Raw genomic sequence first — 25,486 nt, 5'->3', positions numbered from 1 at the left:
CGTCGGTGGACGCGTCGGCGGCGGACGCGTCGTTGTCGAAGCGCGCGTCGGTGGAAGCGTCGTCGTCGGTGCGGTCGTCCGCCAGGACAGCGGTGCGGTCGGCGGAGTGGTCGGCGGTGTGGTCGGCGGTGTGGGTGTCCGGCTGGTCCTCCGGCAGGGAACCGGCCCGCAGCTGGGTCGCGTGCTCCGCGGCCCACGCACGGTCCTCGGCGTCCTCCGCGGCGGCGGCCTGCTCCTCGTCGCGCTCGTCGGCGCGCGACTCGATGTCCGCGGGGACGAAGTCGGCGTCGCCCCTGGCCTCGTCCTCGTCACGGGCCGCGATCTCCTCGGCCGTCTCGTCACGGGCGGTGTCGCCGGTGTCCATCCCCCCGCCGGCCCAGTCATCGCCCCGATCGCCGGTCCGGTCGTCAGAGCCGCCGTCAGCCTGGCCGTCGGAGCGGTCGCCGGTCCAGCCGGCGGAGCCACCGTCGACCCGGGTCGCATCCGAGCGCTCGTCGTCAACGCGGTCGCCGGTCCGGTCGTCAGAGCCGCCGTAGGCCCGGGCGTCGTCCGAGCGCTCGTCGGCGCGCTCCTCTTCCAGGGCCTGATCGTGGTCGACGACCTCGACATCGTCGCGGTCGGCGATGCCGTCGTGGTCGGTGTCGGTCAGGGCGGAGCCGGACGCGTACGTCCCCGCCGGGTACGTCTCGCCCTGCCGCTCGTCGTCGCGGGCGTCGGTGTCGTGGGCGTCGCTGGTCTCGTGGTCGGTGTGGGCGGTGCCCACGGCCACGTCGTCGTCGGAGGGGTGGCGGGGGCCGGGCACGTGCGTCTCGTCGAGGTTGCCGCGTTGATCCTGCATCGGGGGTTCCTTTCCCGGCCCTACGACCGGCGGCTGGTGTCGTGGGGGGCGCCCTCGCGGTCACGCTGCGCGGGCACGTCGGTGTCACGGACAGCGGCAGCGTCCGCCGCGTCGGCACGGAAGTGGTCGGCACGGGCACCGTCAGCACGGGCACCGTCAGCACGGGCACCGTCAGCACGGGCGGCGTCGATGCCGGCATCGTCCGCACGGGCGGCGTCGGCACGGGCGGCGTCGGCACGGGCACCGTCGATGCGGGCACCGTCCGCACGGGCGCCGTCAGCACGGACACCGTCGGCACGGGCGGCGTCGGCGCGGACGTCACCGGAGGTGGTGGCGCCCGAGGCAGCGGCGTCGGAGGAGGCGGCACCCGAGGTGGCGCCGGGGGTGGCGTCGACGCCGAGCAGGTCCGAGAAGAGGGTGCGGTAGTGGACAACGGCCTGGCGCAGTTGCTCGGTGGTGGCCTCGCCGCGGTCGCTGAGCTCGCTGATCTCGTGTGCGTCGCGGTAGTGGCCGAGGGTGCGCGCGTGCTCGACGGAGAGGTGGGCGACCTGCTCCTCGTACTCGCCGGTCGGGTAGCCGCGCTCGGCGACGAGCTCGGTGACGAGGGCGTCGGCGTCGCGGACGGCGCCGGTGGGGTCGTCGAGGAAGCGGGACTGGATCTCGGTCCACGCGGTGGTGTACCTGGTGCGCGCCTCGGGGGTGAGCTCGCGCAGCTCCAGCTCGGCGTGGCGGCGCTCCCGCTCGCGGAGCTCCCGTTCGGCGGCGGCGCGGCTGTCACCCTCGGCGACGGCCCGGTCGTACTCGGGGCCGAACCGGTGCTGCAGCGCCCGCCGCCGGGTGACGAACCAGATGCCGTAACCGATCGCCGCGATCACGAGGAGCACGACGATCGTGATGAGAATTTGGGTGGTTGTCATGGCGGTCCTCCTTCACAGGAGGTATGCCCGCCAGACAGGGCGCATCAAACGAAACCGGTAACTACGACCCGACGAGGTGGGTCAGGAAGTCGCGGTACCCGTGGACCGCCGCCCGCAGCTGCTCAGTGTCGTCCCGGCCGCTGGCGCGCCAGGTGCTGAGCTGGTCCTTGCGGGCGTTCAGCGACGCGGTCACCCCGGCGAGGGCGTCGTCGACGAGGCGCTCGGCCTCGCCCGCCGCGGTCTGCGGGTCGTCGACGAACCGCAGCTGCAGCTCCTGCCAGCGGGTCCGGACCTCGTACGCGTGACCCTCCGACGTCAGCGAAGACGACGAGGACGAGTAGTAGGTGCCGGGCGCCGGCACGGAGGACATCGGCGCCGGCATCGAGGGGACGCCGGCCGCGGCGCCGTAGGCGGCCCCGTACGCGGGCATCTGCGCGCCGTTGACGGGCATGCCGCTGCCGTTCGGGGAGGGCATGCCGGGCATGGCACCGGGCATGGCCATCCCGGGCATCGCGGCGCCGGGCGCCACCGCGCCGGGCATGCCCGCTGCGGGCATGCCGGCGCCGGGCACCGCGGCTCCGGGCACCGCGGCTCCGGGTGTCGCAGCTCCGGGTGTCGCGGCCGCGGGCGGGCGGGGGGTGGGCGGGCCGGACGTGGTCGCCGTCTCCTCCTCTTCCTCCTCCTTGCCGCCGCGCAGCAGGATCCAGCCGCCGACCGCCAGGGCCAGCACGACCAGGCCGATCGTGATCGTCGTCGAGTTCATGTGGACCCCCTAGAGGCCGAGGATGCGGTCGAGGAACTCGCGGTAGTCGCGCAGCGAGGCGCGCAGGTTCTCGGTGTCGAGGCCGCGGGCGGCCCGCTGCTGATGCAGCTGGCTGCGCCGGGCGTCGAGGGAGGCGGTCAGGGAGGTGACCGCCTCCTGGACGAGCCGTTCGGCCTCCGCGGCGACCAGATGCGGGTCGTCGAGGAACTTGGCCTGCAGCTCCTGCCACTTGCCGCGGATGCGCTGCCGGTCGCCGTCGTTCCACAGGTTCGCCAGGGCCGCGGCTGGCGTGCCGCCGGTGTTCGCGCGGAACGGCGCGCCGTTGATCTGCCCACCGGCCGGCGCGGCGGAACTGCTGATCTGCCCGGCCGCACCGCTGGTCGGCCCGGACGGGGAGGAGGTCTGCCCGGTCGAGGAGGAGGGTGGCGCGGGCGCCGGCGGCTCGTCGTCAGGCTGAGGCGCCAGCTCCGGCACCGACTCGTCGGCTTCAGGTTGCATTTCGCGGTCCTACCCAGGCCCACAGAACAAAACCAGGACAAAACCAGGAATGCGTCAGACCAGAAACACGTCCGGCGCCAGGTCGGATCGCGCGATGTCGGTGTTCAGGGCGATGATGTCACCCAGGGAGCGGCGGAAGTCCACCCCGTACACCCTCCTGATCATCTCCAGTCCGGGATCGGTGCGGTAGAAGAACCGGTCGCCGTCGCGCAGGGCCTGGAACTGGCGGCTCCAGATCGCCAGCTGCAGCTCACCGAACTCGGTGCCGCGCACGTGCGGCTCGGCCACCATCCCGACGAACGCGTCGACCCGGTCGACGGAGCCGTACACCGCCTTGAGCCGGGGCCGCGAGGGCGGTGCGTCGCACGCCGCGGGTGACGGAGGTCGCCGCCTCCTCCGACGCGGGGTCGACACGCTTGCCGGCGGCGTCGAACAGGGCGACGAAGTCCAGCGCCGACGGGTCGTCGGCCTCCTTGCCGGCGGCCAGCCGCGGGTCGCGCGGCCACTCCTCGGTCGCCTCGCCGGTGATCGCCCGGAACGTGCGGCGGGCCGGCAGCCCGTACGCGCGGCGCAGCTGGTTGTACCCGGGGATGCCGTGGTCGCGGCCGCGCTGCACGTCGATGGCGCCGAGGTCGACGACGCCGCGGAAGCACTGCGGGAGGGCCGGGCCGTCCAGGCACCGCGGGTTGCCGGCGACCGGGACCTGGAACAGGACGCTGCGCAGCTGGTTGTCGATCTGCTCGTCGTTGCGGTATTCGGCCTCGGAGCCGATGCCCCGCAGCAGCGGCCCGAGCTGCAGCGCCGGGACGAGGTCGGGGTTGAAGTAGGCGACGTTGAGCGGGACGGCCAGCTCGACGTCCTCGCCGCCGGTCTCGATCTCCACGCCGCCGCGGCGCAGCTGGTCCAGCACGGCGGTGCTGTAGCGGTCCGCGGCCGACGAGAGCTCCAGCTCTCCGTGGATCATGCTGTGGGCGCGGTACCCGACGGTCGCGAACTCGTTGGACAGCGACGCGTCGACGTCCGGCCGGTAGCCGCGGTACCTCGGCAGGGTGACGCCGAGCGCGGGCAGGAACTGCTCGTAGGTGATGAACTGCTGCTCCGCGATGACGACCCGGCGGGCGATCTGGAAGCGCTGCTCGGCGCTGAGCGACGCGGGCAGCAGGTCGACGATCCGGTTGTGCTCGCGGGCGAACAGCGTCTGGACGGCGGTGAGCCCGATGTTCTCGTTGGCCCGCTGGTCACCGGCCACGACCGCCCGGCCGGGGCGGCCCAGCAGCATCCCGTCGACCGCCATCTCCGGCGCGCTGCCGGGATCGCCGCGGCTGTCGCGGCGCGGCAGGTAGCCGTCCTGCAGCAGCAGGTGCGGGCCGTTGTTCGTCAGGTCGCCGTCGACCGGGCCCTCCCGCAGCCATTCGAGGCGTTCACGGGTGCCGCCGTACACCGCCCAGGCGTCGACGTAGGAGCTGACCAGGTTCGTCTGCTGCCGCGGCCCGTTGCCGGGGGCGGGCCTGGAGCGGGTGAACGGGATGTCACCGAGCGTGTTGGTGAACGACTCGAGGGGGTCGGCGGCGTTGAACGCGATGTCGGCCTTCTCGGTGGTGCCCTCCTCCCGCAGGCCGATGGTGTGGTCGACGAACTGGCCCCAGACGAAGCCCCACTGGCTGACGCGGCGGTCGGAGAAGATGTTCTGGTTCGCGTCGTTGAAGACGCGGCTGCTGACCCAGCGCACGTCCGGGCCCTGCACCATCGCGGACCGGCCGTCGGCGTACCGTGCCGGCGCGACCCTGCTGTACGGCTGCCCGGCGCTGCCCCAACGGGGGTGGGCGCGGTTGTTGCCGGACCCGTCGAGGCTCTGCCCCTCCAGGTCGACGCCCCCGCCACGCCCCGGCGGACGGTGCCGGCCGAGGAATTCGGGCGAGACGTCGGCGGCGAGCGCGACGGCCGTGCCCCCGGCAGCCACCACCGCGAGTGCTACAAGTTGCACGGAGAACGGGACGAACTTGCCGATGCGATGACCCATGACTCCTCCACAGGTGCGACCGCCTCGCCGATGGCAATGCTGCGCCGCCCGTACAGGAGCGTCAATGAATTGGTCTTCAAGTCTCGCTTAAGCTTGCAGTGCCCGACATGTCGGATCTGCCGGTGCCACGAACGGCATCGATGCGTGACCGCCACCATCCTTGAGGGGCTTCGCAAGCCGACCGCAAGTGGCCGCCAAGTGCGGCCCGGCAGAGTGCTCAGCATGACGACGAAGCGCATGTGGGCCGGACCGACCTTCACCACGACGACCACCACCGCCACCGACGCGGCCGCCGAGGTTTCAGCCGCGCACTTGGACCATGGCAAAACTGCCGCTGGTGCGCCATGACGCGGGCAGCTTCGCCTCGACGCCCTCGGCCAACCCGGCGACCACGTCCGACTTCACCGTTCGCAGGGCCGCGACCGGCCCGGGAAAGTATGCGGTAAGACCCGAGAACGACGTCTCCGGTGCCCAGTCGCGATCCCCCACCAGGCGCCGGTAGTTCAGATCCCCTTTGAGGATGGTCAGCGTCGCCGCCCCGAAGCGGGCGGCGAGGCCGGTCGGCATCGCCGGAAACTCCAGCGGCGCGCAGTAGAACGGGTCGGTGACGAGCTCCAGGCTCCCGGCCCGCAGCGCCGCCCACAGCCGCCCCCCGATCTCGCTGCCGTCGCCGAAGCGCCGCAGCTCCGCCAGGACGTCCGCGGTGAGCGCGTCGGAGACGAAGTACGGCGCGGGCTTGACGTGCAGCTCGACCCGGGCGGCCCGGCCGGTGCGCAGCAGGAAGTCGATGAGCACCAGGTCCGGCAGCAGCTCCCGGCCCGCGTTGTCGGCGACCACGCAGACGGTGCCGCCACTTGCGAGCCGCTTCCAGAGCCGCTCGGTGTCGTCCACGACGAGCTCGGTCTGCACGTCGGCGAGTCCGTGCGCGAGCTGAAACCCCAGATCCGCCCGGTTTCCCCACAGCGCCGCCGCCACCAGCGCCGCGGCCTGCTCATCCTCCGGCAGGGCCTGCAGCGCGTCGAGCGCCGCGAGTTCCGAGGAGCCCGGCAGATCCGCCGCCTTCTGCGGCCCGAACGGGTCGATCCCCTGCCACGGCCCCGGCTCGTGGTAGCCCGTCGCGTACAGCAGCCGCCGGTAGAAGTAGTTCTCCGCCCACAGGAACGGCACCTCGAACACCGACCGCCCGAAGTGCGGCTCGCCCCACCGGTCCCAGTCCTCGCAGTCGTGGGCGTCGCGCGGCAGCGGGGTCACCGTGGGGTCCTGCAAGATCCTTGCAAGCGCGTCCCGGACCGGTGCCGCGAAGGGGAAGTCCGCGAGGACCCTGGCCACGATGGCCGGATGGCGGTCCCGCAGGACGGCGGCGGCGAACGACCCGGGGTCGGCCCCGGTGATCCGAGATGGCGTGACGGGCATGGTGCGAGTATCGCCCGTAGACTCATGCCCATGGACGACACCGTGTTCTACGGCCTCATCGCGGTCGGCGCGCTGCTGCTGGTCGCCATGCTGGTCGCCGCGATCGTCCTCGCCACCCGCGTCTGGAAGACCGGGAAGTACCTGCAGGCGATGGGCGCCGGCGGCAAGTTCGCGTTCTGGGGCGCGCTCATCTACACCGTGTCCCCGGTCGACCTGCTGCCCGACCCGATCTACCTCGACGACGTCGGCGTGCTGGGTGCGGCCCTGATCTACCTGACCCGCCTGGCGGCCAAGCACCGGGAGCGCCCGCAGCAGAAGGTCCGCTGACACCGGCAATCGCCCCGGCCCGGACGAGCTCGTCAAGGTCAGCTGCTACCGCCCCGGCGGGATCCTCGACTCGCAGCCCGGCTTCTCGGTGCAGTTCGCCCGCAGCTCCGGCGTCTTCGCGGCCGACCGCTTCGGCTACGCGGACGCGAACAGCGCCGGCGGGACCATCACCCAGTACAACTCGACCGGCGCCGCCAACACCGTCACCAACGCCGGCGCCGGCCTGTACTCCGTCGCGCTGCCCGGCCTCGGCACCGCCGGGCCCCAGGCGGGCGACGTGCAGGCGACCGCCGTCAACGCCGCCGCCGGCGCCCGCTGCAAGGTCGTCAGCTGGCAGTCCTCCGCCAACGGCCAGTTCTTCCGCGTCTACTGCTTCAGCCCCGCCGGCATGCCGGCCAACAAGAGGCGCTGCAAGGAGCGCCGCAAGGAGAGCTGCAAGAGGCGCTGCAAGGAGCGCCGCAAGAGGCGCTGCAAGGAGCGCTGCAAGAGGCGCTGCAAGGAGCGCTTTTGAGGAACGGCCGCTGCGGTACACTCGCCGTATGCGTATCAGGCGTTTCGTTGCCGCGGCCGCGCGAGCTCACCGCTCGCCGGACGCTGCTGCCTGATCTTCCTCCAGTTCAGCCGGCGACCGGAAACGGTTCGCCGGCTGTTCTGTGTGCGCTGCCGGGTCCCGTCCTCCGGTCCATCCCCGAAGGGCCACACCCATGGACACCCGTCAGATCGTCAGCACGTTCCTCGACTTCTACCGCGAGCGCGGCCACGAGTTCCTCGGCGACGCGACGCTCATCCCACCGCAGGGCGACCCGGTCCTGTTCACGAGCGCGGGCATGCACCCGCTCACGCCGTACATCGAGGGGAGACCGCATCCGCTCGGCCGCCGCCTCACCGGGGTGCAGCGATGCCTGCGCACCACGGACCTCGACGAGGTCGGCGACGACACCCATCTCACGGTGTTCCAGATGCTGGGCTCCTGGTCGATGGGCGACTACGGCGGCGACCAGAGCCTGCGCTGGGGTTTCGAGCTGCTCCGCGACGGGTTCCAGGTGCCGGTCGAGCGGCTGCACGTCACGGTGTACGAGGAAGACCCCGGCTCCCTGGACACCTGGCAGCGGCTCGGCGTGCCGGCGGAGCGCCTCGGCGAGGACAACTGGTGGTCGAACGGCCCCACCGGCCCCTGCGGCCCCGACTCCGAGATCTTCGTCTGGACCGGTGACGACCCGCCCACCGGTACACCATCCACCGACGACAACTGGGTCGAGGTGTGGAACCACGTGATGATGCGCCACCGCCGCCACCCCGACGGCAGCCTGAGCCCGCTGGAGCAGCCCTGCGTCGACACCGGCATGGGCCTGGAGCGCATGTCCATGGTCCTGCAGGGCCGGTCGTCGGTCTTCGACACCGACGTCTTCGAGCCCTGGCGACGGTGGACCTCGTCCAGGCTCGTCAGCGACCACCTCCGGTCCTCCGTCGTGGTCATCGGCGACGGCGTCCACCCGTCGAACACCGGCCGCGGCTACGTCCTGCGCCGCCTCATCCGCCGCACGCTCACCGAGCTCTGGCGCGACGACCCCACCCGCACCCTCGGCGACCTGCCCGTTGAACCCCTCGGCGAGACGGTGGCGCAGTTCTCCCTGCGGGTGGATCCGCTCTATGTCCAGGATGTCCTGGTGTACGAGGAGCGCCGCTTCCAGGCGCTCCTGCGTCGCGGACGCCCGCTGGTCGAGCGGCTCCTGCTGCGCGGCCCCCTCACCGACGACGACTTCCACTACCTGCACGACACCCACGGCATCCCCCGCGACCTGGTCGAGGAGGTCCTGACGGCGGCGTAGTTCAGGCGAGCGTCAGGGTCAGCGCCGCGGCGTACGTGCCCGGCAGCGTGCTGTCCGGAACGGCGAGGGTCAGGGCGGCGGAGCAGTGGAGCGTGCCCGCGCCGCCGCCCGCCCCCGCCGCGCAGAGGGTGGCCCCACCGGTGCCGGCAGGGACGCCGGGAGGGCGGCCCTGCCGGAGGGTGGGTCAGGAGGGTTCGTAGGCGAGGTTGGGGCGCAGCCAGCGCTCGACTTCTTCGACCGGGAGGCCGCGGCGGGTGGCGTAGTCCTCGATCTGGTCGCGGCCGACCCGTCCGACGGTGAAGTAGCGGGAGTCGGGGTGGGCGAAGATCAGGCCGCTGACCGCGGCGGCCGGGGTCATCGCGAACGACTCCGTCAGGGCCAGGCCCAGCTTGCCCGCCTCGAGAAGGTCGAACAGGGCCTGCTTGAGGGAGTGGTCGGGGCTGGCCGGGTAGCCGAGGGCGGGGCGGATGCCGCGGAAGCGCTCGGCGTGCAGGTCCTCCAGGACGGGCTGGGCGTCGGGCTCGAACCAGGCGCGGCGGGCCTCCAGGTGGATCCACTCGGCGAAGGCCTCGGCGAGGCGGTCGGCGAGGGCCTTCACCAGGATGGCGCGGTAGTCGTCGTTGTCTGCCTCGTAGCGGGCGGCGAGCTCCTCGGCGCCGTGGATGGCGACGGCGAAGCCGCCCAGGTGGTCGGGGAACGCGACCGAGGCCGTGGCCGGGGCGATGTAGTCGGCGAGGCAGCGGTTCTCCCGGCCGTCGGGCTTCTCCGTCTGCTGGCGCAGCATCGGGAAGGTGACGCCGTTGTCCAGGACGATGTCGTCGCCGACGGCTGCCGCCGGCCAGAAGCCGTAGGCGCCGCGGGCGGACAGCGAGCCGTTGGCGATGATCTCGTCGAGCAGGGTGTTGCCCTCGGCGAAGAGCTCGGCGGCGACCGGCTGCTCCAGGATCGCGGGGTACTTGCCCTTCAGCTCCCACGCGAGGAAGAAGAACTGCCAGTCGATCATCTCGCGGAGCACCTGCAGGGGCGGCTCGACCACCCGTACACCCGTGAAGTCCGGCGTGGGAAGGGCGTCGAACGACACGTCCGAGGCGTTGGCCCGGGCCTGCGCCAGGGTGAGCAGCGCGGTGTGGCGGCGCTCGGCGTGCTGGCGGCGCAGGCGCTCCTGCTCCTCGCGGTTGTCGGCGGTGAGCCGCTCGACCCGGTCCGGGTCCAGCAGGCCGGCAACGACCCCGACTACCCGCGAGGCGTCCTGCACGTGGACGGTGTTGCCGTCGTACGCCGGAGCCACCCGGACCGCCGTGTGCTGCCGCGACGTGGTGGCGCCGCCGATGAGCAGGGGCAGCTTCAGGCCGCGGCGCTGCATCTCGGCGGCGACGGCGACCATCTCGTCCAGCGACGGCGTGATCAGGCCGGACAGGCCGATCGCGTCGGCGCCCTCCGCGACCGCGGTGTCCAGGATCTTCGCCGCCGGGACCATGACGCCGAGGTCGATGACCTCGTAGTTGTTGCAGCCGAGGACGACGCCGACGATGTTCTTGCCGATGTCGTGGACGTCGCCCTTGACGGTCGCCATGACGACCTTGCCCTGACCGCTGCGGCCCTGGGAACGCACAGCGCCGCCCTCGGAAGCGCCGCCCTCGGCGAGCGCAGCCGCGCGGGCGGCCTCCTTCTCGGCCTCCATGAACGGCTCGAGGTAGGCGACCGAGCGCTTCATCACGCGGGCGCTCTTCACCACCTGCGGCAGGAACATCTTGCCGCTGCCGAAGAGGTCGCCGACGACCTTCATGCCGTCCATCAGCGGGCCCTCGATGACCTCCAGGGGGCGCTTGGCGACGAGCCGCGCCTCCTCGGTGTCCTCCTCGATGAAGTCGACGATGCCGTGCACGAGCGCGTGCGACAGCCGCTCGTTGACCGGGGCCTCGCGCCACGACAGGTCGACGACCCGGGAGGTGCCGGGGCCGCTGACCGTGCCGGCGAACGTGACGAGCCGGTCGGTGGCGTCCTCGCGCCGGTCGAACAGGACGTCCTCGACGAGCTCGAGGAGGTCGGCGGGGATGTCGGCGTAGACGGCGAGCTGGCCGGCGTTGACGATGCCCATGTCGAGGCCGGCCCGCACCGCGTGCAGCAGGAACGCCGAGTGCATCGCCTCGCGCACGACGTCGTTGCCGCGGAAGGAGAACGACAGGTTGGAGATGCCGCCGCTGGTGCGGGCGCCGGGGCAGCGCTGCTTGATCAGCGGCAGCGCGTCGATGAAGGCCTTCGCGTAGCCGTTGTGCTCGGCGATGCCGGTGGCGACGGCGAGCACGTTCGGGTCGAAGATGATGTCCTCGGGCGCGAAGCCCGCCTTCTGTACCAGCAGGTCGTAGGCCCGGCCGCAGATCTCGACCTTGCGCTCGGTGGTGTCCGCCTGGCCGAGCTCGTCGAACGCCATCACGACCACGCCGGCGCCGTAGGAGCGGATGATCCGCGCCTGCTCCAGGAACGGCTCCTCGCCCTCCTTGAGGCTGATCGAGTTGACGACGCCCTTGCCCTGCACGCACTTCAGGCCGGCCTCGAGCACGCTCCAGCGCGAGCTGTCGATCATGATCGGGATGCGGGCGACCTCGGGCTCGGTGGCGATGAGGTTCAGGAACGTGGTCATCGCCTGCTCGCTGTCGAGCAGGTCGGCGTCCATGTTGACGTCGAGGAGGTTGGCGCCGCCGCGGACCTGCTCCAGGGCGACGTCGACCGCGCCCTGGTGGTCGTCGGACTCGATGAGCCGGCGGAAGCGCTTCGAACCGGTGACGTTGGTCCGCTCACCGATCATGACGAAGCCGGTGTCGGGACCGATCTCGAACGGCTCCAGGCCGCTGAACCGGGTCGCCGGGGCGAGCTTCGGGACCTCCCGCGGCGCCATCCCCCGGACCGCCTCAGCGATCTTGCCGATGTGGGCGGGGGACGTGCCGCAGCAGCCGCCCACGACGTTGACGAGCTTGTCGGACACGAAGCCGGCGAGCAGGCTCCCGGTCTCCTCGGGGGTCTGGTCGTAGCCGCCGAACGCGTTGGGCAGGCCCGCGTTGGGGTGCGCCGCGACGTACGTGCCGGCGAGGCGGGCCAGGTCGGCGACGTGCGAGCGCATCTCCGTCGCGCCGAGCGAGCAGTTGACGCCGACGATGAGCGGGTCGGCGTGCTCGACGGAGCGCCAGAACGCCTCGACGGTCTGCCCGGACAGCGTCCGGCCGCTCAGGTCGACGATCGTGACCGAGATCCACAGCGGCAGGTGGGGTGCGACGTCGCGGGCCGCGGCGACGGCCGCCTTCACGTTGAGCGTGTCGAAGATGGTCTCGATGAGCAGCAGGTCCACGCCGCCCTCGGCGAGCGCGCTGATCTGCTCCGCGTACGTGGCGCGGACCGTGTCGAACGTCACTGCCCGGTAGGACGGGTCCTCGACCTTCGGCGACAGCGACAGCGTGACGTTCAGCGGGCCGACCGACCCGGCGACGAACCGCGGCCGGTCCGGCGTGGAGAACTCGTCCGCCGCCTGGCGCGCCAGCCGGGCGCCCTGCACGTTCATCTCGCGGACCAGCGACTCCAGGCCGTAGTCGGCCTGGGCGATGCTGGTGGCGGTGAAGGTGTTGGTGGTGGTGATGTCTGCGCCGGCGGCCAGATACTGCCGGTGGACGTCGAGGATCACGTCGGGGCGGGTCAGGATCAGCAGGTCCGGGTCGCCCGTGACGTCCTTCGGGTGATCCGGGGCGATCAGGTCCGCGCGGTAGTCGGCGGGCGTGAGACCGGCGGCCTGCAGCATGGTGCCCCATGCGCCGTCGAGCACGACCACCCGCTCGTCGAGGAGCCTGCGCAGATCTGCGATCGACCTGGTACCCGGCATTGGATCCACCTTCCGTTAGTCAGACGGAAGGCGCCCTTGCAGACAGTGATTCCAGGTCGAGCGTGGCGGATCGTCGATGATCCGTTGCAGCGCCTCTCGCCCCGACCCCAGATTCTAGCCTGTTACCGTGGTTCGCCGTCACGCAGTCGAGCTTGGATTGAGCTTGGACCTGCCCCCGTCGGCCGTCCCGATGTGGCTGACGATCCGATCTGATCAGGAGTCCCGTCATGAGCGCGCAAAGTTCGGAATCGATCGCGGTCAACGCCGCCCTCGACGTGGTGCGGGCCGTCGAGCCGCGGATCGCGGACGCCATCGCCGGGGAGCTGACCGCCCAGCGCGAGTCGCTCAAGCTCATCGCCAGTGAGAACTACGCATCGCCCGCGACGCTGCTGGCGATGGGCAACTGGCTCAGCGACAAGTACGCCGAAGGCACTGTCGGCCGCCGCTTCTACGCCGGCTGCCAGCAGGTCGACACCGTCGAGTCGATCGCCGCCGAGCACGCCCGCGAACTGTTCGGCGCGTCACACGCCTACGTCCAACCACATTCTGGGATCGACGCGAACCTCGTCGCCTTCTGGGCGGTCCTGGCGCAGAAGGTCGAGGCGCCGTTCCTGCGCGAGAAGTCCGTCCGCCAGGTCAACGACCTCACCGAGAGTGACTGGGCGCAGCTGCGGCACGACTTCGGCGACCAGCGGATGCTCGGCATGTCCCTGGACGCCGGTGGTCACCTGACCCACGGCTTCCGGCCCAACATCTCCGGCAAGATGTTCCACCAGCGCAGCTACGGCACCAACCCGGAGACGGGCCTGCTGGACTACGACGCGCTGCGGGAGACCGCCCGCGAGTTCCGCCCGATGATCATCGTCGGTGGCTATTCGGCGTACCCCCGGAAGGTGAACTTCGCGACCCTCCGCGAGATCGCGGACGAGGTCGGCGCCACCCTCATGGTCGACATGGCGCACTTCGCCGGGCTCGTCGCCGGGAAGGTCTTCACCGGCGACTTCGACCCGGTGCCGCACGCCCACATCGTCACCACCACGACCCACAAGACGCTGCGCGGCCCGCGCGGCGGCATGGTCCTGTGCCAGGCGGAGCTCGCCGACCAGGTCGACCGCGGCTGCCCGATGGTCCTCGGCGGCCCGCTGCCGCACGTCATGGCCGCCAAGGCCGTCGCGCTCGCAGAGGCCCGCACCCAGTCGTTCCGTGACTACGCGCAGCGGGTCGTCGACAACGCCGCCGCCCTCGCCGAGGGCCTGCAGCGCCGCGGCGTCCGCCTCGTCACCGGCGGCACCGAGAACCACCTGGTGCTCATCGACGTGGCCCAGCGCGATGATGCCGAGGGGAGTGGCGCGCCGACGGGCCTCACCGGCCGGCAGGCGGAGGCGGCGCTGCTGGACGCCGGCATCGTCACCAACCGCAACGCGATCCCCCAGGACCCCAACGGCGCCTGGTACACCTCCGGCGTGCGCATCGGCACCCCGGCGCTCACCACGCGCGGCCTCGGCGTCGCCGAGATGGACACGATCGCCGAGCTCATCGCCACCGTGCTGAGCAGCACCCGTCCGGCGGCGGACTCGAAGGCGAAGTACACCCTCGACGAGTCGATCGCGGCCAAGGTGTCCGGCCAGGCGTCCGAGCTGCTCGCCGGGTTCCCGCTGTACCCGGAGATCACCCTGCGCTGATCCCAGGCCCTGTGGCGGCAGCCGTGCCCCCACCGGACATCGACCGGCGGGTATGGTTGCCGCCACGGGGGTGGGGTTCGTGCTTGGTGTCATCGGTGGCGTCGGTCCGGTCGCCACGATCGAGTTCTACCGGTTGCTCGTCGCCGAGGTGCAGGCCCGCACCGGGGCCTCGCCCGACCTGCTCATCCACAGCCAGCCGCTGTCGGGGCGGCTGGTCGGTGCGGTCCTGGCCGGCACGCTCACCGCGGCGGAGACCGCGGAGATCGACGCGCTGCTCACCACGGCTCTCGACACGCTCGAGCGGGCCGGCTGCGACCTCGTGGCGATGCCCTGCAACACCTTCCACCGCCAGCTGCGCCCGCTGCTCGCCGGGCGGCACCTGAAGCTCGTCGACATGGTCAACGAGACCATCGACGCGGCCGCCGCCCGCGGGCTGCGCCGGCTCGTGCTGCTCGCCACCGGCACCAGCGTCGACCACGAGGCCTACGCGGCGGCCCGCCTGCGCGGCATCGAGATCCTGCGCCCCGCCGACCAGGCGCAGGTGGTGTCGCTCGTCACGCGGTGCGTGGGCGGGGCGGTCGACGCCGCGGCCGTGCACGCGGCGCTCGCGGCCGGCCACGTCGCCGGCACCGACGGGGTGCTGCTCGGCTGCACCGACCTGACCGTCCTGCGCGACGACCTGTCCCGCGTCACGCCGGTCGTGGACAGCCTCAGCTGCCTCGTCTCCGCCTGCGCCGACGCGCTGACCGTCTGATGCGGGCGCTCGCGGTCTGCCTCGGGTTCTTCCTGGTCATGCTCGACAGCACGATCGTGACCGTCGCGCTGCCCTCCATCGGCGGCGGCACCGCGACCCTGCAGTGGGTCGTCGACGCCTACACGGTCGTCTTCGCCGCGCTCGTCCTCGCCGGCGGGTCGTTCGCCGACCGGTTCGGGGCGCGCCGCTCGTACCACGGCGGCATGGCGATCTTCGCGCTCGGCTCCGTCATGTGCGCCTGCACCACCGGCGGTGCCTGGCTGATCGCCGGCCGGGTGGTCCAGGGCGTCGGCGCGGCCGTCCTCATGCCCAGCTCCCTCGCGCTCATCCGGTCCACCTATCCCGAGCCGGCGCGGCAGGCCCGTGTCATCGGCCTGTGGGGCGGCCTCGCCGGCGTCGCGGCCGCGGCCGGCCCCCTGCTCGGCGGCGCGCTGCTCGCCGTCGCCGGCTGGCCCGCGCTGTTCCTGCTCAACGTGCCCTTCGCCGTGCTCGTGCTCTGCATCAGCCGCAGCCTGGTCGACCCGCCGCGCCAGGCCGGCTCGCGGGTCGACGTCCCCGGCCTGGTCACGTCGACCTGCGGCCTCGCGCTGCTGGTCGCCGGCTGCATCGCCGCCGACCCGCCGCTGGTCGCCGCCGGCGTGCTCGTGCTGGGCCTGTTCGTGCTGCTCCAGCGCCGGCACCCGGCCCCGATGCTCCGGCCCGACCTGCTGCGCCACCGCGCGCTGCGTGCCACGGTGATCACGGGGTTCGCCCTGAACTTCGCCTTCTACGGACAGTTCTTCCTGGTCACCCTGTACCTGCAGCAGCACCGCCACCTGTCGCCGCTGCTCACGGGTGTCGCCCTGGCCGTGCAGGCGGCCGGCGCCGTGGTCGGCTCCCCGTTCGGCGGCTGGGCCGGGCACCGCTACGGTCCCCGCGCGACGATGCTGGCCGGCCTCCTCACCGGCGCGGCCGGGTTCGCCGCCCTGGCGGTGTGCGCCGCCGGCCCGCTGCCGGTGGTGCTCGCCGCGCTCTTCGTCGTCGGCTTCGGCATCGACACCGCCATGACCGCCGCCACGTCCCTGACCCTGCAGGCCGCGCCCGACGGCCACGCGGGCGTGGCCAGCGGCCTGCTCAACACCATGCGCCAGGTGGGCAGCGCCCTCGGCGTCGCGGTCCTGGGCACCGTCGGCGCCTTCTCCACCGCCATGCTCATCGCCACGGGCACCTACCTGGCCGCCGCGCTCCTGGTCGCCCTCCGCATCGGCCCCACCCGCCCGGCCGCCGGCGCGGCAGCCGTGCCCGTCACCGCCGGCGCCCCCGCGGGGCGATGAGCCGCCGCACCGCGCCGGCCTGGCGACGGATGGTTCAGTCGCGACGCCTGGTGGGCCTGGTGCGGCCGGTGGCGACGATCATCCCGTCGGCGTGCGGCATGTCCGACTCGACGGGGATGACGCGCAGGGAGGCCGTCAGCGGCGACAGGCACCGGGCGACGTCGTCCTCGTCGACCGGCACGGCGGGGAACCGGTGATCGGCGACCTGGTAGCCGGACGAGCGCTTCATGAACGCGGCGACGAACGGGGCGTCGGGCCGCAGCGCGCCGATGAAGCGCTGGATCGCGAGCTCGAACTCGGCGGGGTCGGAGGAGATCGAGCAGGCGACGAAGAACATTGTGCCGAGGTCGAAGCGGTGGCGCGGCAGGGTGAAGACGCTGCCGGGCTGGACCTTCGCGGCGGCGAACTTCGCGCGCGGGTCGGTCCGCCGGTACGCCGGAGACTCCAGGAACACGTCCCAGAAGGCGTCCCAGCCGTGGTCGAGGCCGGTGCGCTGCTGCTCGGTGAGCCACGCGAGGTTGGCCGGGGAGTACTCCCGCAGGGTGAGCGACCGGCTGAACGGCATCATCGAGAACGCCGGGTACAGGTTGGTGCCGGTGCCGAGATCGAGCGCCCGGCCGCCGCTGACCCCGGCCCGCGCGAAGAAGTCGCGGGTGATGCCCATGATCTCGCGGTCGTCGATGCGGACGAACTTGTAGTGCTGGTTGCGGTACTCCACCGCGTCGAAGGCCCGCCAGTCGGTCTGGCCGTTGCGGACCCACTCGAGGACAGCGCCGTTCATTGTTCGAAAACCTCCGGATGGCGAACGGCGAGCCGCGGGGACACCTAGCAGGTATAGCGTGTCACACGCGCTCAAGCAATCATCGCCAACGCTACTGCCGCTCATCCGTACGGCGGAGCGGAATCGGTGGGAGGTCGTGAGGTGAGATCCCCGGCAGGCCGGTCAGGACCTGCCCGATGACCTCGCGAAACGCTCCGTCGGGGTGATGCCGGGCGTGCCGGTCGAGCAGCGCCCGGGTCTCCGCCTGCGCGCCGAAACGGTAGCCGAGAGCACGGACGGACCGCTCTTTGACGGTCCAGTCGGGGTCGTCCAGGTGCTCGACGAACCAGGCGCGGATCTGCGGGCTCATCTCGGGCAGCTCGGCCAGGACGGCGCCGACCACCCGGCACAGCTCGGTGTCGGCGGGGTGGGCCGCGGACAGCGCGATGAGCTGTGCGGGCAGGTCCGGTTCGGCGCCGAGGAGCCGCCCGAGGACCCGCGCGGCGCCGCCGTTGACCGGTGCGGCGTCGTCGAGCCGGACCAGCAGCCGGTCCCGGACCTGCGCCTCGAGCGCGGGGCCGCCGCCGGCGAGGCGCAGCAGGCTCTCGGCGGCGGCCTCGATCACGTCGGCGTCGGAGTCGGTCGCGATCCGCTCCAGCAGCGCGGCCCGCGTGTCGTCGCGGTCGCCGAACCGGGCGCCGAGCAGCTCCACCGCCGTGCGGCGCAGCTTCGCGTTGGCGTTGCGGTCGCCGGTGCGCTTCACGAGGATCCGGGCGACCCGCTGGCCGGCGCCCGGATAGGCGCTCATCGCCTCGGCCGCGATCCGCACCACGTCGCTGTCGAGGTCGGCGCGGATCCGGTCGCCGAGCGCGTCGCGGGCGTCCGGGTCGTCGAGGTGCGCGGCGAGGATCTCCGCCGCCGCCCGGCGGACCAGCTCGCTGTGGTCGTCGGCGACCCGCTCGACGATCAGCCTGCGGGCCTGCGGCCCGAGCGACCAGCGCCGGCCGAGGGCGGTGACGATCGCCAGCCGTACACCGGCATCCGGGTCGAACCGGGCCCGCTCGGTCAGTTTGGTGCGCAGGTCCGCGTCGAGGGCGATGCGGTGCAGCAGGACGCCGACCGCGATCCGGCGGACCTCCGCCTCCGGGTCGTTGAGCTTGCGCTGCATGGCGATGGCGACCTTGCCGTCGGTCGAGGCGATCCCGGCGAGGGCGTGCGCGGCGGCGACCCGGACGGCGGGGACCGTGTCGCTCATCTCGTCGCGGAGCGCCCCGGCGACGACCTCCTCGCCGATGAACCGGGCGCCGAGGATCTCCGCGGCGGCGAGGCGCACCGCGGGGTCGGGGTTGTCGCGGGCGCGCAGCCGCGCCAGCGTCGCGTCGCGGACCTGAGCGGCCGCCTCCGGATCGCCGGCGCCGCGGTCCGTGGCGAGGAGGTCGTCGGAGAGCGCTTCGGCGGCGGCGCGGAAGACGCCGGCGTCCGGGTCGGTGCGGACGTAGCCGAGCAGGATCTCGCGCGTGCCCGCGCACTCGGCGAGGACCTCGACCGCGGCCCGCCGGACCGCGGGCCCGGCGCCGGCCACCAGCCGCTGCACGACGTCGTCCCGCACCAGGTCGCCCGCGTGGTGGTGCTCGACGAGCGCCTGCGCGGCCAGCTTGACGACCTGCGGGTCGGTGTCGACCCGCAGCCGCCGCCGCAGCGTGGCGACCAGGTCGTCGCTGGTGCCGCAGCGCCAGCCGACGAGCTCCACGGCCGCCTGCCGGGCCGGGACGTGGTCGTCGCCGGCGCACGCCATGACGGTCCGCAGGGTCTCCGGGTCGGTGGCGCAGGCGGGGCGCAGCGCGCGGATCGCGGCCGTGCGGATCCCGCCGGAGCGGTCGTTGCGGGCCAGCTGGTTGAGCGCGGCGACCGCGGCGGGGTCGTCGCCGAAGTGCTCCCCGAGCGCCTGGACCGCGGCGACGCGCACCTGGCCGTACGGCCCGGAGCGGGCCCGGTCGATCAGCATCCCGCGGACCCGCCCGGCCTCGGGGTAGGACGCGTTGACCCGCTCCGGCAGCCGGCAGCGGCGGGCGAGCTCGGCGAGGCCGGCGACGGCCGCGTGCGACGCGCGGCTGTCGCGGACCGGGTCGAGCTCCTCGGTGAACAGCCGCTCGACGTCGTCCTCGGGCTCGGCGAGGATCGCCGCGATCCGGGCCGCGTACTCGGTGACGGGGCTGCACAGCAGGTGGGAGCCGCGGTTGCGGTACCAGGTGAAGAAGCTCAGCCGGCCGGGCCAGTCGGGGCCGATGGTGCGCGCGGCGGGCAGGATCGCGTCCTCGATGAGCTGGGCGGTGTCGCGGTCGTTGATCGACACGCAGTGCTCCAGCAGCAGGATGACCCGGTCGAGCGCCGCCTGCTCGACCGCGGCGCGGTTGCGCAGCTCGGCCAGGCACTGCACGGCCAGTGCGATGTTCCAGGGCGGGTTGGGGAACTCCTGCGGCGGCCACTGCGTGCCGGCGTCGTTGACGAGCATGTCGACGATCCGCTCGACGCCGGCCTCGGGCAGCACGCTCGCGACCAGCCTGAGCACCTCGTGCCAGGACGTGTCCGGCCAGTGCCGGCGGAACAGGTCCGCGACGTCGTCGAACGTGAGCAGCCCGGTCTTGAACCGGTGGCGGATCTCCGCGGCGCAGAAGAAGTCGAGGAACGTTCGGTGCGCGAAGCCGTACAGGTCGGGGCCGGAGCGGCTGAGGATGAAGTTGCGCACGTGGAGGCGGTCGATGATGCGGTCGGCGGCGGCGCTGGCGTCCGCCCGGTCGAGGCCGAACCGCTCGACGAGGTGCCGCACGAAGACGGCCCGCAGCGCGTCGCCGTGGATGTAGTTGACGGCGGTGGTGCTGTCGAACTGCATCTCCCACGCCAGGCGGCGCAGCATCGCCTTCTTCTCGTCGGCGTTGACGTCGACCCGGTTGCCGGGCGCGGTGCCCGGAGTCGCGGCCGTGTCGCCCTGGCCGAGCTGCCGGTTGACGTCCCACCGGTCGACGAGCACGCCGGCGGCGTGGTTGTAGAGGTTCCACCGCTCGCGGGGCAGCGCCTTGTGCCGGCTGATGATCGCCAGGATGGTCAGCAGCAGCGGGTTGCCGGCCAGCTCCCGGATCGCCGAGGTGAGCCGCAGCGTCTCCAGCAGCCGCAGGCGCCGGACGCCGGCGCTCTCGTCGTCGGACATCGTGTGGCGGTACCAGCGGCCGAGGAACTCCTGGATCTGCTCGTCGCCGAGGTCCTGCAGGGTGAAGTGGGCGAAGCCCGCGTCGGTCAGCGCCTTGCGGACGTAGCCGATGATGCGCGACGTGACGAGGACCCGCACCGAGGGGAACTCGTTGACGAAGGCGGCGATCCGTGCGGTCACGGCGGTGCGCTGGTTGCGGTCGAAGATCTCGTCGAGCCCGTCGAAGATGAACAGCGCCCGGCCGTTGTCGGCGAGGTACTGCCGCAGCACCGCCTCGGGCAGCCCGAGCCCGTCGCGGGCGGCCTGGTGCGCGAGGTAGTCCACGAAGCTCTCGCACTCGCCGCTGACCAGCATCGCGCTGTACGAGCGCAGCTCGACGACGAACGGCAGCACGTCGGTGAGCGCGGACAGCCGCTCGTCGCGCCGGGCGCGGCTGAGCACGAGCATCAGGTAGTTGGTCACGGTCGACTTGCCGGACCCGGGGTCGCCGAGGAGCACGACCTTGCGGTGCTCGCTGTCGGACAGGACGTCGAACAGCCGCTGCCACGGCTTGGCGAGGTAGAGCTCGCGGAGGTGGTCGGCCTCGCTGGCGTCGATGTGCTCGGGCAGCTCGCCGGGGTTGATCTGCCCTTCGGTCTGCATCCGGCGCAGCCAGTCGCGCGGCAGCTCCACCGGTGGCGGTGGATCCTCCCGGACGAACTGCTCCACGAACACGTCGGCGACGGTGACCTCGATGTCGTCGGGGTGGTCGGGCAGCGCGAGGGCGCTCAGGTCGAGCCGGCGCCGCTGGTCGCGGACCCTGGCCCGGTACTGCGCGATGTGGTCCGGCGCGTCGCTCCTGGCCGTGCCGGCCCGCAGCTGGGCCAGCTCGTTGGTGACCGCGGTGCCGACCTTCGCGGCGAGGTCGTCGGGGGTGGTGAACATGCTGCACAGCCGGCCGTCCGGGCCGGCCAGCTCGGCGCGCAGCGCGTTGATCCGCTCGCGGGGGCGGCCCTCGTCCATGACGGTCGGCGGCCAGGGGTGCGCCGGATCCAGCAGGAAGATCAGCCGCGGGATGCCGAGCGTGACCGCGTGGCGGTACTCCAGCTCGGTGATCGACGCGTTGTGCGAGGGCACCTCCGCGCCGTACCGCCAGGCGTAGATGCCGATGAAGATCTGACACTTCTCGACGTCGCGGAGGCAGTAGTCGAGGGAGGTCTCGTCGGCGGCGACGTAGTCCTCCATCGCGTGCGGCACGAGTCGCAGGCCGCGCAGGACCGTGAGCACCGCCTGGCGATGCGCCTTCAGGTCGACGAAGCTGGAAGACACATAGACGTCGGTCACCGTGCTGACGACTCCAGCGCCGTCACCAACTCTACCGTTTCCAGGGCGCAACCCCACGAAAGACTCACGCCTCCGCCACCGTGCCCGTAATTGTGCACGACGTGGCAGCGCCCAAGATTGACATGCTCCAATCGTACCTGCCTGCGGAAAGGCCGGACGCCGACCCGCACCTCGCGGATCACGGCGCCGGCGAGCCGCGGCTCCACCTTCGCGCAGCGACGCACGATCTCCCGCGCCGCCCGCGGATCCGGCTCGGTGTCGGCCCGTCCGGGATATGCGGTGCCGCCGAGCACGACATGGTCACCTTGCGGCACGAAATAGGTCAGATCGGGGTCTTCGCTGTCGACCTCGATGAAGAACTCGTCCAGTCCGGGATTGTCCACGATCACCACCTCGCCGCGCGCGCCGGTGAGCTCGTCGTCCGCCGTGAGGCGCCCGGCGCCGTGCCCGGTGCAGTTCACCACGATGCCGGCCTCGTCGCCGAGGTTCTCGAGGGCCGGCACGTCACGCAGCCAGAAGACCCCGCCCGCCCGCTGCAGCCGGCCGAAGAGATAGGCCAGGTAGACCGGCATGTCGACGACGGGGATGCGGTACCGCCAGCCCATGGTGAATCCGGGGCGCAGGTCCTCCGGCCCGCACGTCCGGACGCCGGGCAGCCACGCGAGATAGGGGCTCGGCGCCTGCGGCGTCCTGCACGCCTCGACGCCGTCCATCAGCTCCACGCCCGTGGCCGGTTCAGTGGCGAGGGAGGTGAGCATCTCCAATGTGTGCTTTCCCCACCGCTCCACGCATTCGTGCTCCACCAGATGCGGACCCCATAACGCGCCCGCCGCGCACGACGTCGTCCGTGAGGGATGGTCCCGGCTCACGATGACGACGGACATTCCACGCTCCGCCAGCAGAACGGCGGTGGTCAGTCCCGTGACGCCCGCCCCGACCACCACGACGTCCGCCCCTGAACCGGTCACCCGTTGAGAATAAGGCCCAAGAGATAGACGACCATGATCAGAGCTGGGAAAAACGAGATATCCGCACGATGTCCTGTGCGGATGCGCGGGACTCATGCCTCCGCCGGCCCGTGCCAACCTCGGGCCAACCGCTAGAGTAGCTGCACAGCGGGGCGTCGCGAACACCCGCAGGCGTGAACCATCGGAGGAATGATGCTCACCTTTGGTGAGGTGCATACCGGACTCCTCCAGAACTCCACGCCGCTCGCGCGCGACAGCACCGTCCGGCTGCTGGACACCGCGCCCGGCTCGCGGGTCATCCAGTCGGAGCGACCGATCGCCTATGCCGTCTCGCCGGACCGCCTGATCGGTGTGGACTGCGCGCTGCCGTCCAGCACCGGGGCCAGGGTCCGCGCGGTCGGCACCGTCGTCTCGCACGCCGCCGTCACCGGCGGGCACGTGCTGCAGGGGTCGGCGCACACGTCGGTGACCCCCAGCGCGGAGAACCGGCGGATGCAGTGGCCGCACTACCTGGCCCGGCCGGCCCGGCTGGAGACCATCGGCAAGGTGAAGGCCGCCGACGTCCGCGACGGCTACCTGCGGCACGAGCGCAGCGCCGACCGGCTCGACATGGCGGGCATCGCCGGGCACACGATGGACGCCGTCCAGGGCTCGGCACAGCTGGACCACCGCTCGCCCTTCCGGGCCCGCCGCACCCACCTGCGGTGGGTCTTCGAGCCGACCGCGGGGCACGAAGGGCTCAAGGTGGAGTTCACCGTGCAGTCCGAGACGCTGCGCACGCTGACCCTGGCCGGCAGCGGCGACTGCTCCCCGTCGGTGGTCGAGCTGTGCGAGGACCTCGCCCTGCACGACTGGCTGCTCACCACGCTGCTGTCGATCGCCGAGTCGGCGCTGACCCGGTCGACGGCCAGCACCCAGCGCGTCCGGCGGCTCCAGCCGGCGGTGGAGTACCTGGTGCCGCTGTGGATGCCGGCGGCCCGCCTGGACGGCGGGGTCCTGCCGGTGTGGGAGTCCCTCGACCGCCGGCCCGGCTTCACGCGCCAGTGGGACCTGTCGGTCGGCCGGGTCCGCGACCAGATCACCCTCGCGATGATCGAGCTGCTGCGGATGACCTCGGCGATTACGGAAACGCGTACCTGATCCGCTCGATGAGCGTCGCCGGCAGGTCGATGCCCTCGGTGCGGGCCCGGGCGGCCAGCTGCTCCAGGACCGCCGCCTCGACGGCGGTCTGGCCGAGGATCGTGCGCACCGCCGTCTCGACCGGCACGAAGCGACCACTCAGGATCGAATAGGTCTGGTACGCGCTGAACGGGTCGGCGTGCTCGTTGAGCCTGACGATCGCCGGCAGCTGCTCCCACTCGGCGGGGTAGTCGCCGTGCCACCGCACCGGCCTGGCCGGGTCCTCGCTCTGGTACCGCAGCATGCCGAGGCGCAGCAGCTGCCAGACCGCGGCGAGCAGCGGGCACGACCAGAGCCGGCCGCCGGGCTCGTCGCTCCACAGCTCCACGTCGAGGAAGATCGAGTGCCGGTTCGCCGCGTTCTCCTGCGGCTTCTGCCACTTCGCCGCGCCGTTCATCGCCGTCGGCACCGACTGCGGCGAGCGCACCCCGTTGCACAGCCAGCCGGACTCCGACGACGGCGGCCGCCAGCCGTTGGTGAGCGGCGGCGGGTCGTCGACGATCCGGGAGACCAGCATGTCCGCCAGCGGGATGCCGCGGTCGGTGGTCGCGCAGCCGGACTCGCGGGCCAGGTAGTCGATCGTCAGGCCCGAGTCGGTCGCCGCCTTGACCAGCAGCGGGATCAGCTCGGCCGGCGTGCTGAACCGCGTGAAGTAGTCGTCGACGAGGAAGCAGGTGCTGATCCGGGGGCGGGTCCGGCCGGCCCGGCGGGCGGCCGACTGCCTCGCCGCCTCGACCCAGGGCGCGATCTCGGCGAAGTGCCGGCGCAGCGCGTCGATGTCGCCGCCGTTGAACTGCTCCGCGTAGAGGTGGCCCAGCTCGATCGAGACGTGGGACAGCGGGATCGACGCGACTTCACGCTGCGCGACCGACTCCCGGAACACCACCTCAGATACGCTCATGGCGTCCCCCATGCGGAGTCGATCATGATCTTTTCCGCGAGCAGCTCGAACGCGTCCACGGTCGCCGCATTCGCGATCATTCGGTCTGAAACGTCGTTGTCCGAAATAAGCTGTTCCCGCCACTGTAGCACGGGATCGAGCGGGACTTCGCCAAGCGTCAATGTGCGACCGACCTTCTGCTGGTTGGCCAATTCCAGCAGATCCTGGTGCACCTCCTTCAGCCAGGACGCCTGGGCCGGCCGCAATCCCTCCAGATTCGCGGATTCCTCGGGCTCGTCGGGATTGACCACCGCCGTCCGGACGAATCGCAGCGAATTGGTGAGGTGCTCCGGCTTGTGCTCGTATTGCTTGCCGACGGCGAGAATGCCGCCCTCGCCGTACACGAGATTGGCCGCCGCGAGCACGTGCTGCCGGGTCCACCGGTGGAAGATCAGCCACCGCTGCCCGACGTTCTGCAGCTCCGCCCGGGCGGTCGCGGCGAGGACCATCTCCGTGGCGTAGGAGCGGCCCGAGCTCAGGTCGATCAGCGCCAGGTCGAACTCCTCCTCCACCTGGAGGAAGAGCTTGACGCAGCGGTCGACGATGTCCTTGTCGATCGGGAACTCGCCCTTGCCGCGGTCGCCGGGGAACAGCACCATCCGGCCCGCCTGCGCCGGCCGCTGCCGCAGGCTCTTACGGTCGGACTCGGCCCACACGTCCAGCCGCTCCGGGCTGGGCCGCGAGCCGTCCAGGTAGGAGTGCAGCCCGCCGCGGCTGGTGCCGCGCAGGATTGAGTTGATCTGAAAGATGGCGCCCGTGGTCGGCGAGCCGAAGTCGAAGTCCAGGTAGCACACGTCGTTGCCCGCCAGGGCGCTGCGGTACACGAGATTGCTGCTGGTGACCGACCGGCCCGTGCCACCCTTGTCCGACGCCGCGAAGACCAGCATGC

General features: G+C 72.1%; 20 protein-coding genes and 1 riboswitch. Of the genes, 7 read left to right on the top strand and 13 right to left on the bottom strand.

Features of this window, described 5'->3' with window-relative positions:
- The 7 genes from ACFY3L_RS12995 to ACFY3L_RS12965 form a co-directional block, all read right to left on the bottom strand.
- The coding region (locus tag ACFY3L_RS12995; RefSeq protein WP_389322204.1) for a hypothetical protein at positions 1-838 on the bottom strand (838 nt) is incomplete at its 3' end.
- A 20-nt stretch (positions 839-858) separates the two neighbouring features.
- Entirely contained in the window at positions 859-1,755 is an 897-nt protein-coding gene (locus ACFY3L_RS12990) for a hypothetical protein (protein WP_389322202.1), read from the bottom strand.
- Between the two features lie 61 nt (positions 1,756-1,816).
- Positions 1,817-2,518, bottom strand: coding sequence for a hypothetical protein (locus tag ACFY3L_RS12985; RefSeq protein WP_389322200.1), 702 nt, complete (start codon positions 2,516-2,518; stop codon positions 1,817-1,819).
- 9 nt (positions 2,519-2,527) lie between these two features.
- On the bottom strand, positions 2,528-3,016 hold the full coding sequence (locus tag ACFY3L_RS12980; protein ID WP_389322198.1) for a hypothetical protein: 489 nt from the start codon (positions 3,014-3,016) through the stop codon (positions 2,528-2,530).
- A 54-nt stretch (positions 3,017-3,070) separates the two neighbouring features.
- A complete protein-coding gene (locus ACFY3L_RS12975) occupies positions 3,071-3,307 on the bottom strand; it encodes a peroxidase family protein (protein WP_389322196.1) in 237 nt (78 codons plus the stop codon).
- A complete protein-coding gene (locus ACFY3L_RS12970) occupies positions 3,267-5,036 on the bottom strand; it encodes a peroxidase family protein (RefSeq protein ID WP_389322194.1) in 1,770 nt (589 codons plus the stop codon). Before ACFY3L_RS12970 ends, ACFY3L_RS12975 begins: the two co-directional genes overlap by 41 nt.
- Before the next feature lie 300 nt (positions 5,037-5,336).
- The gene (locus ACFY3L_RS12965) at positions 5,337-6,449 is read right to left on the bottom strand and encodes a damage-control phosphatase ARMT1 family protein (protein ID WP_389322192.1); all 1,113 of its coding nucleotides are present in this window, start codon (positions 6,447-6,449) and stop codon (positions 5,337-5,339) included.
- A 30-nt stretch (positions 6,450-6,479) separates the two neighbouring features.
- Between ACFY3L_RS12965 and ACFY3L_RS12960 the strand changes: the two genes are divergently transcribed.
- The 3 genes from ACFY3L_RS12960 to ACFY3L_RS12950 all read left to right on the top strand — a co-directional run bounded on the left by ACFY3L_RS12960 (position 6,480) and on the right by ACFY3L_RS12950 (position 8,605).
- Positions 6,480-6,776 carry a DUF1232 domain-containing protein gene (locus tag ACFY3L_RS12960; protein WP_389322190.1) on the top strand — a complete coding sequence of 99 codons (297 nt, stop codon included), beginning with the start codon at positions 6,480-6,482 and terminating at the stop codon, positions 6,774-6,776.
- Positions 6,777-6,864: 88 nt separating this feature from the next.
- Positions 6,865-7,287: a hypothetical protein gene (locus ACFY3L_RS12955; RefSeq protein WP_389322188.1), complete on the top strand. Its 423-nt coding sequence runs from the start codon at positions 6,865-6,867 to the stop codon at positions 7,285-7,287.
- Between the two features lie 193 nt (positions 7,288-7,480).
- On the top strand, positions 7,481-8,605 hold the full coding sequence (locus tag ACFY3L_RS12950) for an alanine--tRNA ligase-related protein (protein ID WP_389322186.1): 1,125 nt from the start codon (positions 7,481-7,483) through the stop codon (positions 8,603-8,605).
- A 184-nt stretch (positions 8,606-8,789) separates the two neighbouring features.
- On the opposite strand, the gene metH is transcribed toward ACFY3L_RS12950, so the two are convergent.
- Positions 8,790-12,473, bottom strand: coding sequence for a methionine synthase (gene metH / locus ACFY3L_RS12945; protein ID WP_389322184.1), 3,684 nt, complete (start codon positions 12,471-12,473; stop codon positions 8,790-8,792).
- Positions 12,474-12,494: 21 nt separating this feature from the next.
- Positions 12,495-12,577, bottom strand: a riboswitch (S-adenosyl-L-homocysteine riboswitch).
- Positions 12,578-12,700: 123 nt separating this feature from the next.
- Here metH and ACFY3L_RS12940 point away from each other — a divergent pair.
- The 3 genes from ACFY3L_RS12940 (at position 12,701) to ACFY3L_RS12930 (ending at position 16,222) form a co-directional block, all read left to right on the top strand.
- Positions 12,701-14,155 carry a glycine hydroxymethyltransferase gene (locus ACFY3L_RS12940; protein ID WP_389322182.1) on the top strand — a complete coding sequence of 485 codons (1,455 nt, stop codon included), beginning with the start codon at positions 12,701-12,703 and terminating at the stop codon, positions 14,153-14,155.
- 79 nt (positions 14,156-14,234) lie between these two features.
- Positions 14,235-14,909, top strand: coding sequence for an aspartate/glutamate racemase family protein (locus ACFY3L_RS12935; protein ID WP_389322180.1), 675 nt, complete (start codon positions 14,235-14,237; stop codon positions 14,907-14,909).
- Complete coding sequence (locus tag ACFY3L_RS12930; protein ID WP_389322178.1) at positions 14,909-16,222, top strand: MFS transporter; 1,314 nt, start codon at positions 14,909-14,911, stop codon at positions 16,220-16,222. The genes ACFY3L_RS12935 and ACFY3L_RS12930 overlap by 1 nt, the downstream gene beginning before the upstream one ends.
- Positions 16,223-16,256: 34 nt before the next feature.
- Here ACFY3L_RS12930 and ACFY3L_RS12925 read toward each other — a convergent pair whose 3' ends face one another.
- The 3 genes from ACFY3L_RS12925 to ACFY3L_RS12915 form a co-directional block, all read right to left on the bottom strand.
- Positions 16,257-17,003 (bottom strand): SCO2525 family SAM-dependent methyltransferase, encoded by a 747-nt coding sequence (locus ACFY3L_RS12925; protein ID WP_389322176.1) that lies wholly within the window; start codon positions 17,001-17,003, stop codon positions 16,257-16,259.
- A 91-nt stretch (positions 17,004-17,094) separates the two neighbouring features.
- Positions 17,095-21,510 carry a HEAT repeat domain-containing protein gene (locus ACFY3L_RS12920; RefSeq protein WP_389322175.1) on the bottom strand — a complete coding sequence of 1,472 codons (4,416 nt, stop codon included), beginning with the start codon at positions 21,508-21,510 and terminating at the stop codon, positions 17,095-17,097.
- Positions 21,507-22,478, bottom strand: coding sequence for an FAD-dependent oxidoreductase (locus tag ACFY3L_RS12915; protein ID WP_389322173.1), 972 nt, complete (start codon positions 22,476-22,478; stop codon positions 21,507-21,509). The genes ACFY3L_RS12920 and ACFY3L_RS12915 overlap by 4 nt, the downstream gene beginning before the upstream one ends.
- Before the next feature lie 210 nt (positions 22,479-22,688).
- On the opposite strand from ACFY3L_RS12915, the gene ACFY3L_RS12910 reads away from it, so the two are divergent.
- Positions 22,689-23,618: an SCO2521 family protein gene (locus ACFY3L_RS12910; protein ID WP_389322172.1), complete on the top strand. Its 930-nt coding sequence runs from the start codon at positions 22,689-22,691 to the stop codon at positions 23,616-23,618.
- Here ACFY3L_RS12910 and ACFY3L_RS12905 read toward each other — a convergent pair.
- Positions 23,599-24,558: an SCO2522 family protein gene (locus ACFY3L_RS12905; protein WP_389322170.1), complete on the bottom strand. Its 960-nt coding sequence runs from the start codon at positions 24,556-24,558 to the stop codon at positions 23,599-23,601. The genes ACFY3L_RS12910 and ACFY3L_RS12905 overlap by 20 nt on opposite strands.
- On the bottom strand, positions 24,555-25,484 hold the full coding sequence (locus ACFY3L_RS12900; RefSeq protein WP_389322168.1) for an SCO2523 family variant P-loop protein: 930 nt from the start codon (positions 25,482-25,484) through the stop codon (positions 24,555-24,557). The genes ACFY3L_RS12905 and ACFY3L_RS12900 overlap by 4 nt, the downstream gene beginning before the upstream one ends.
- Positions 25,485-25,486: the final 2 nt, after the last annotated feature.

Source organism: Dactylosporangium sp. NPDC000521 (genome assembly GCF_042898305.1).
GTDB lineage: Bacteria > Actinomycetota > Actinomycetes > Mycobacteriales > Micromonosporaceae > Dactylosporangium.
Note: the sequence above shows the minus strand (reverse complement) of the source record. Positions and strands in the feature narration are given on the sequence as shown.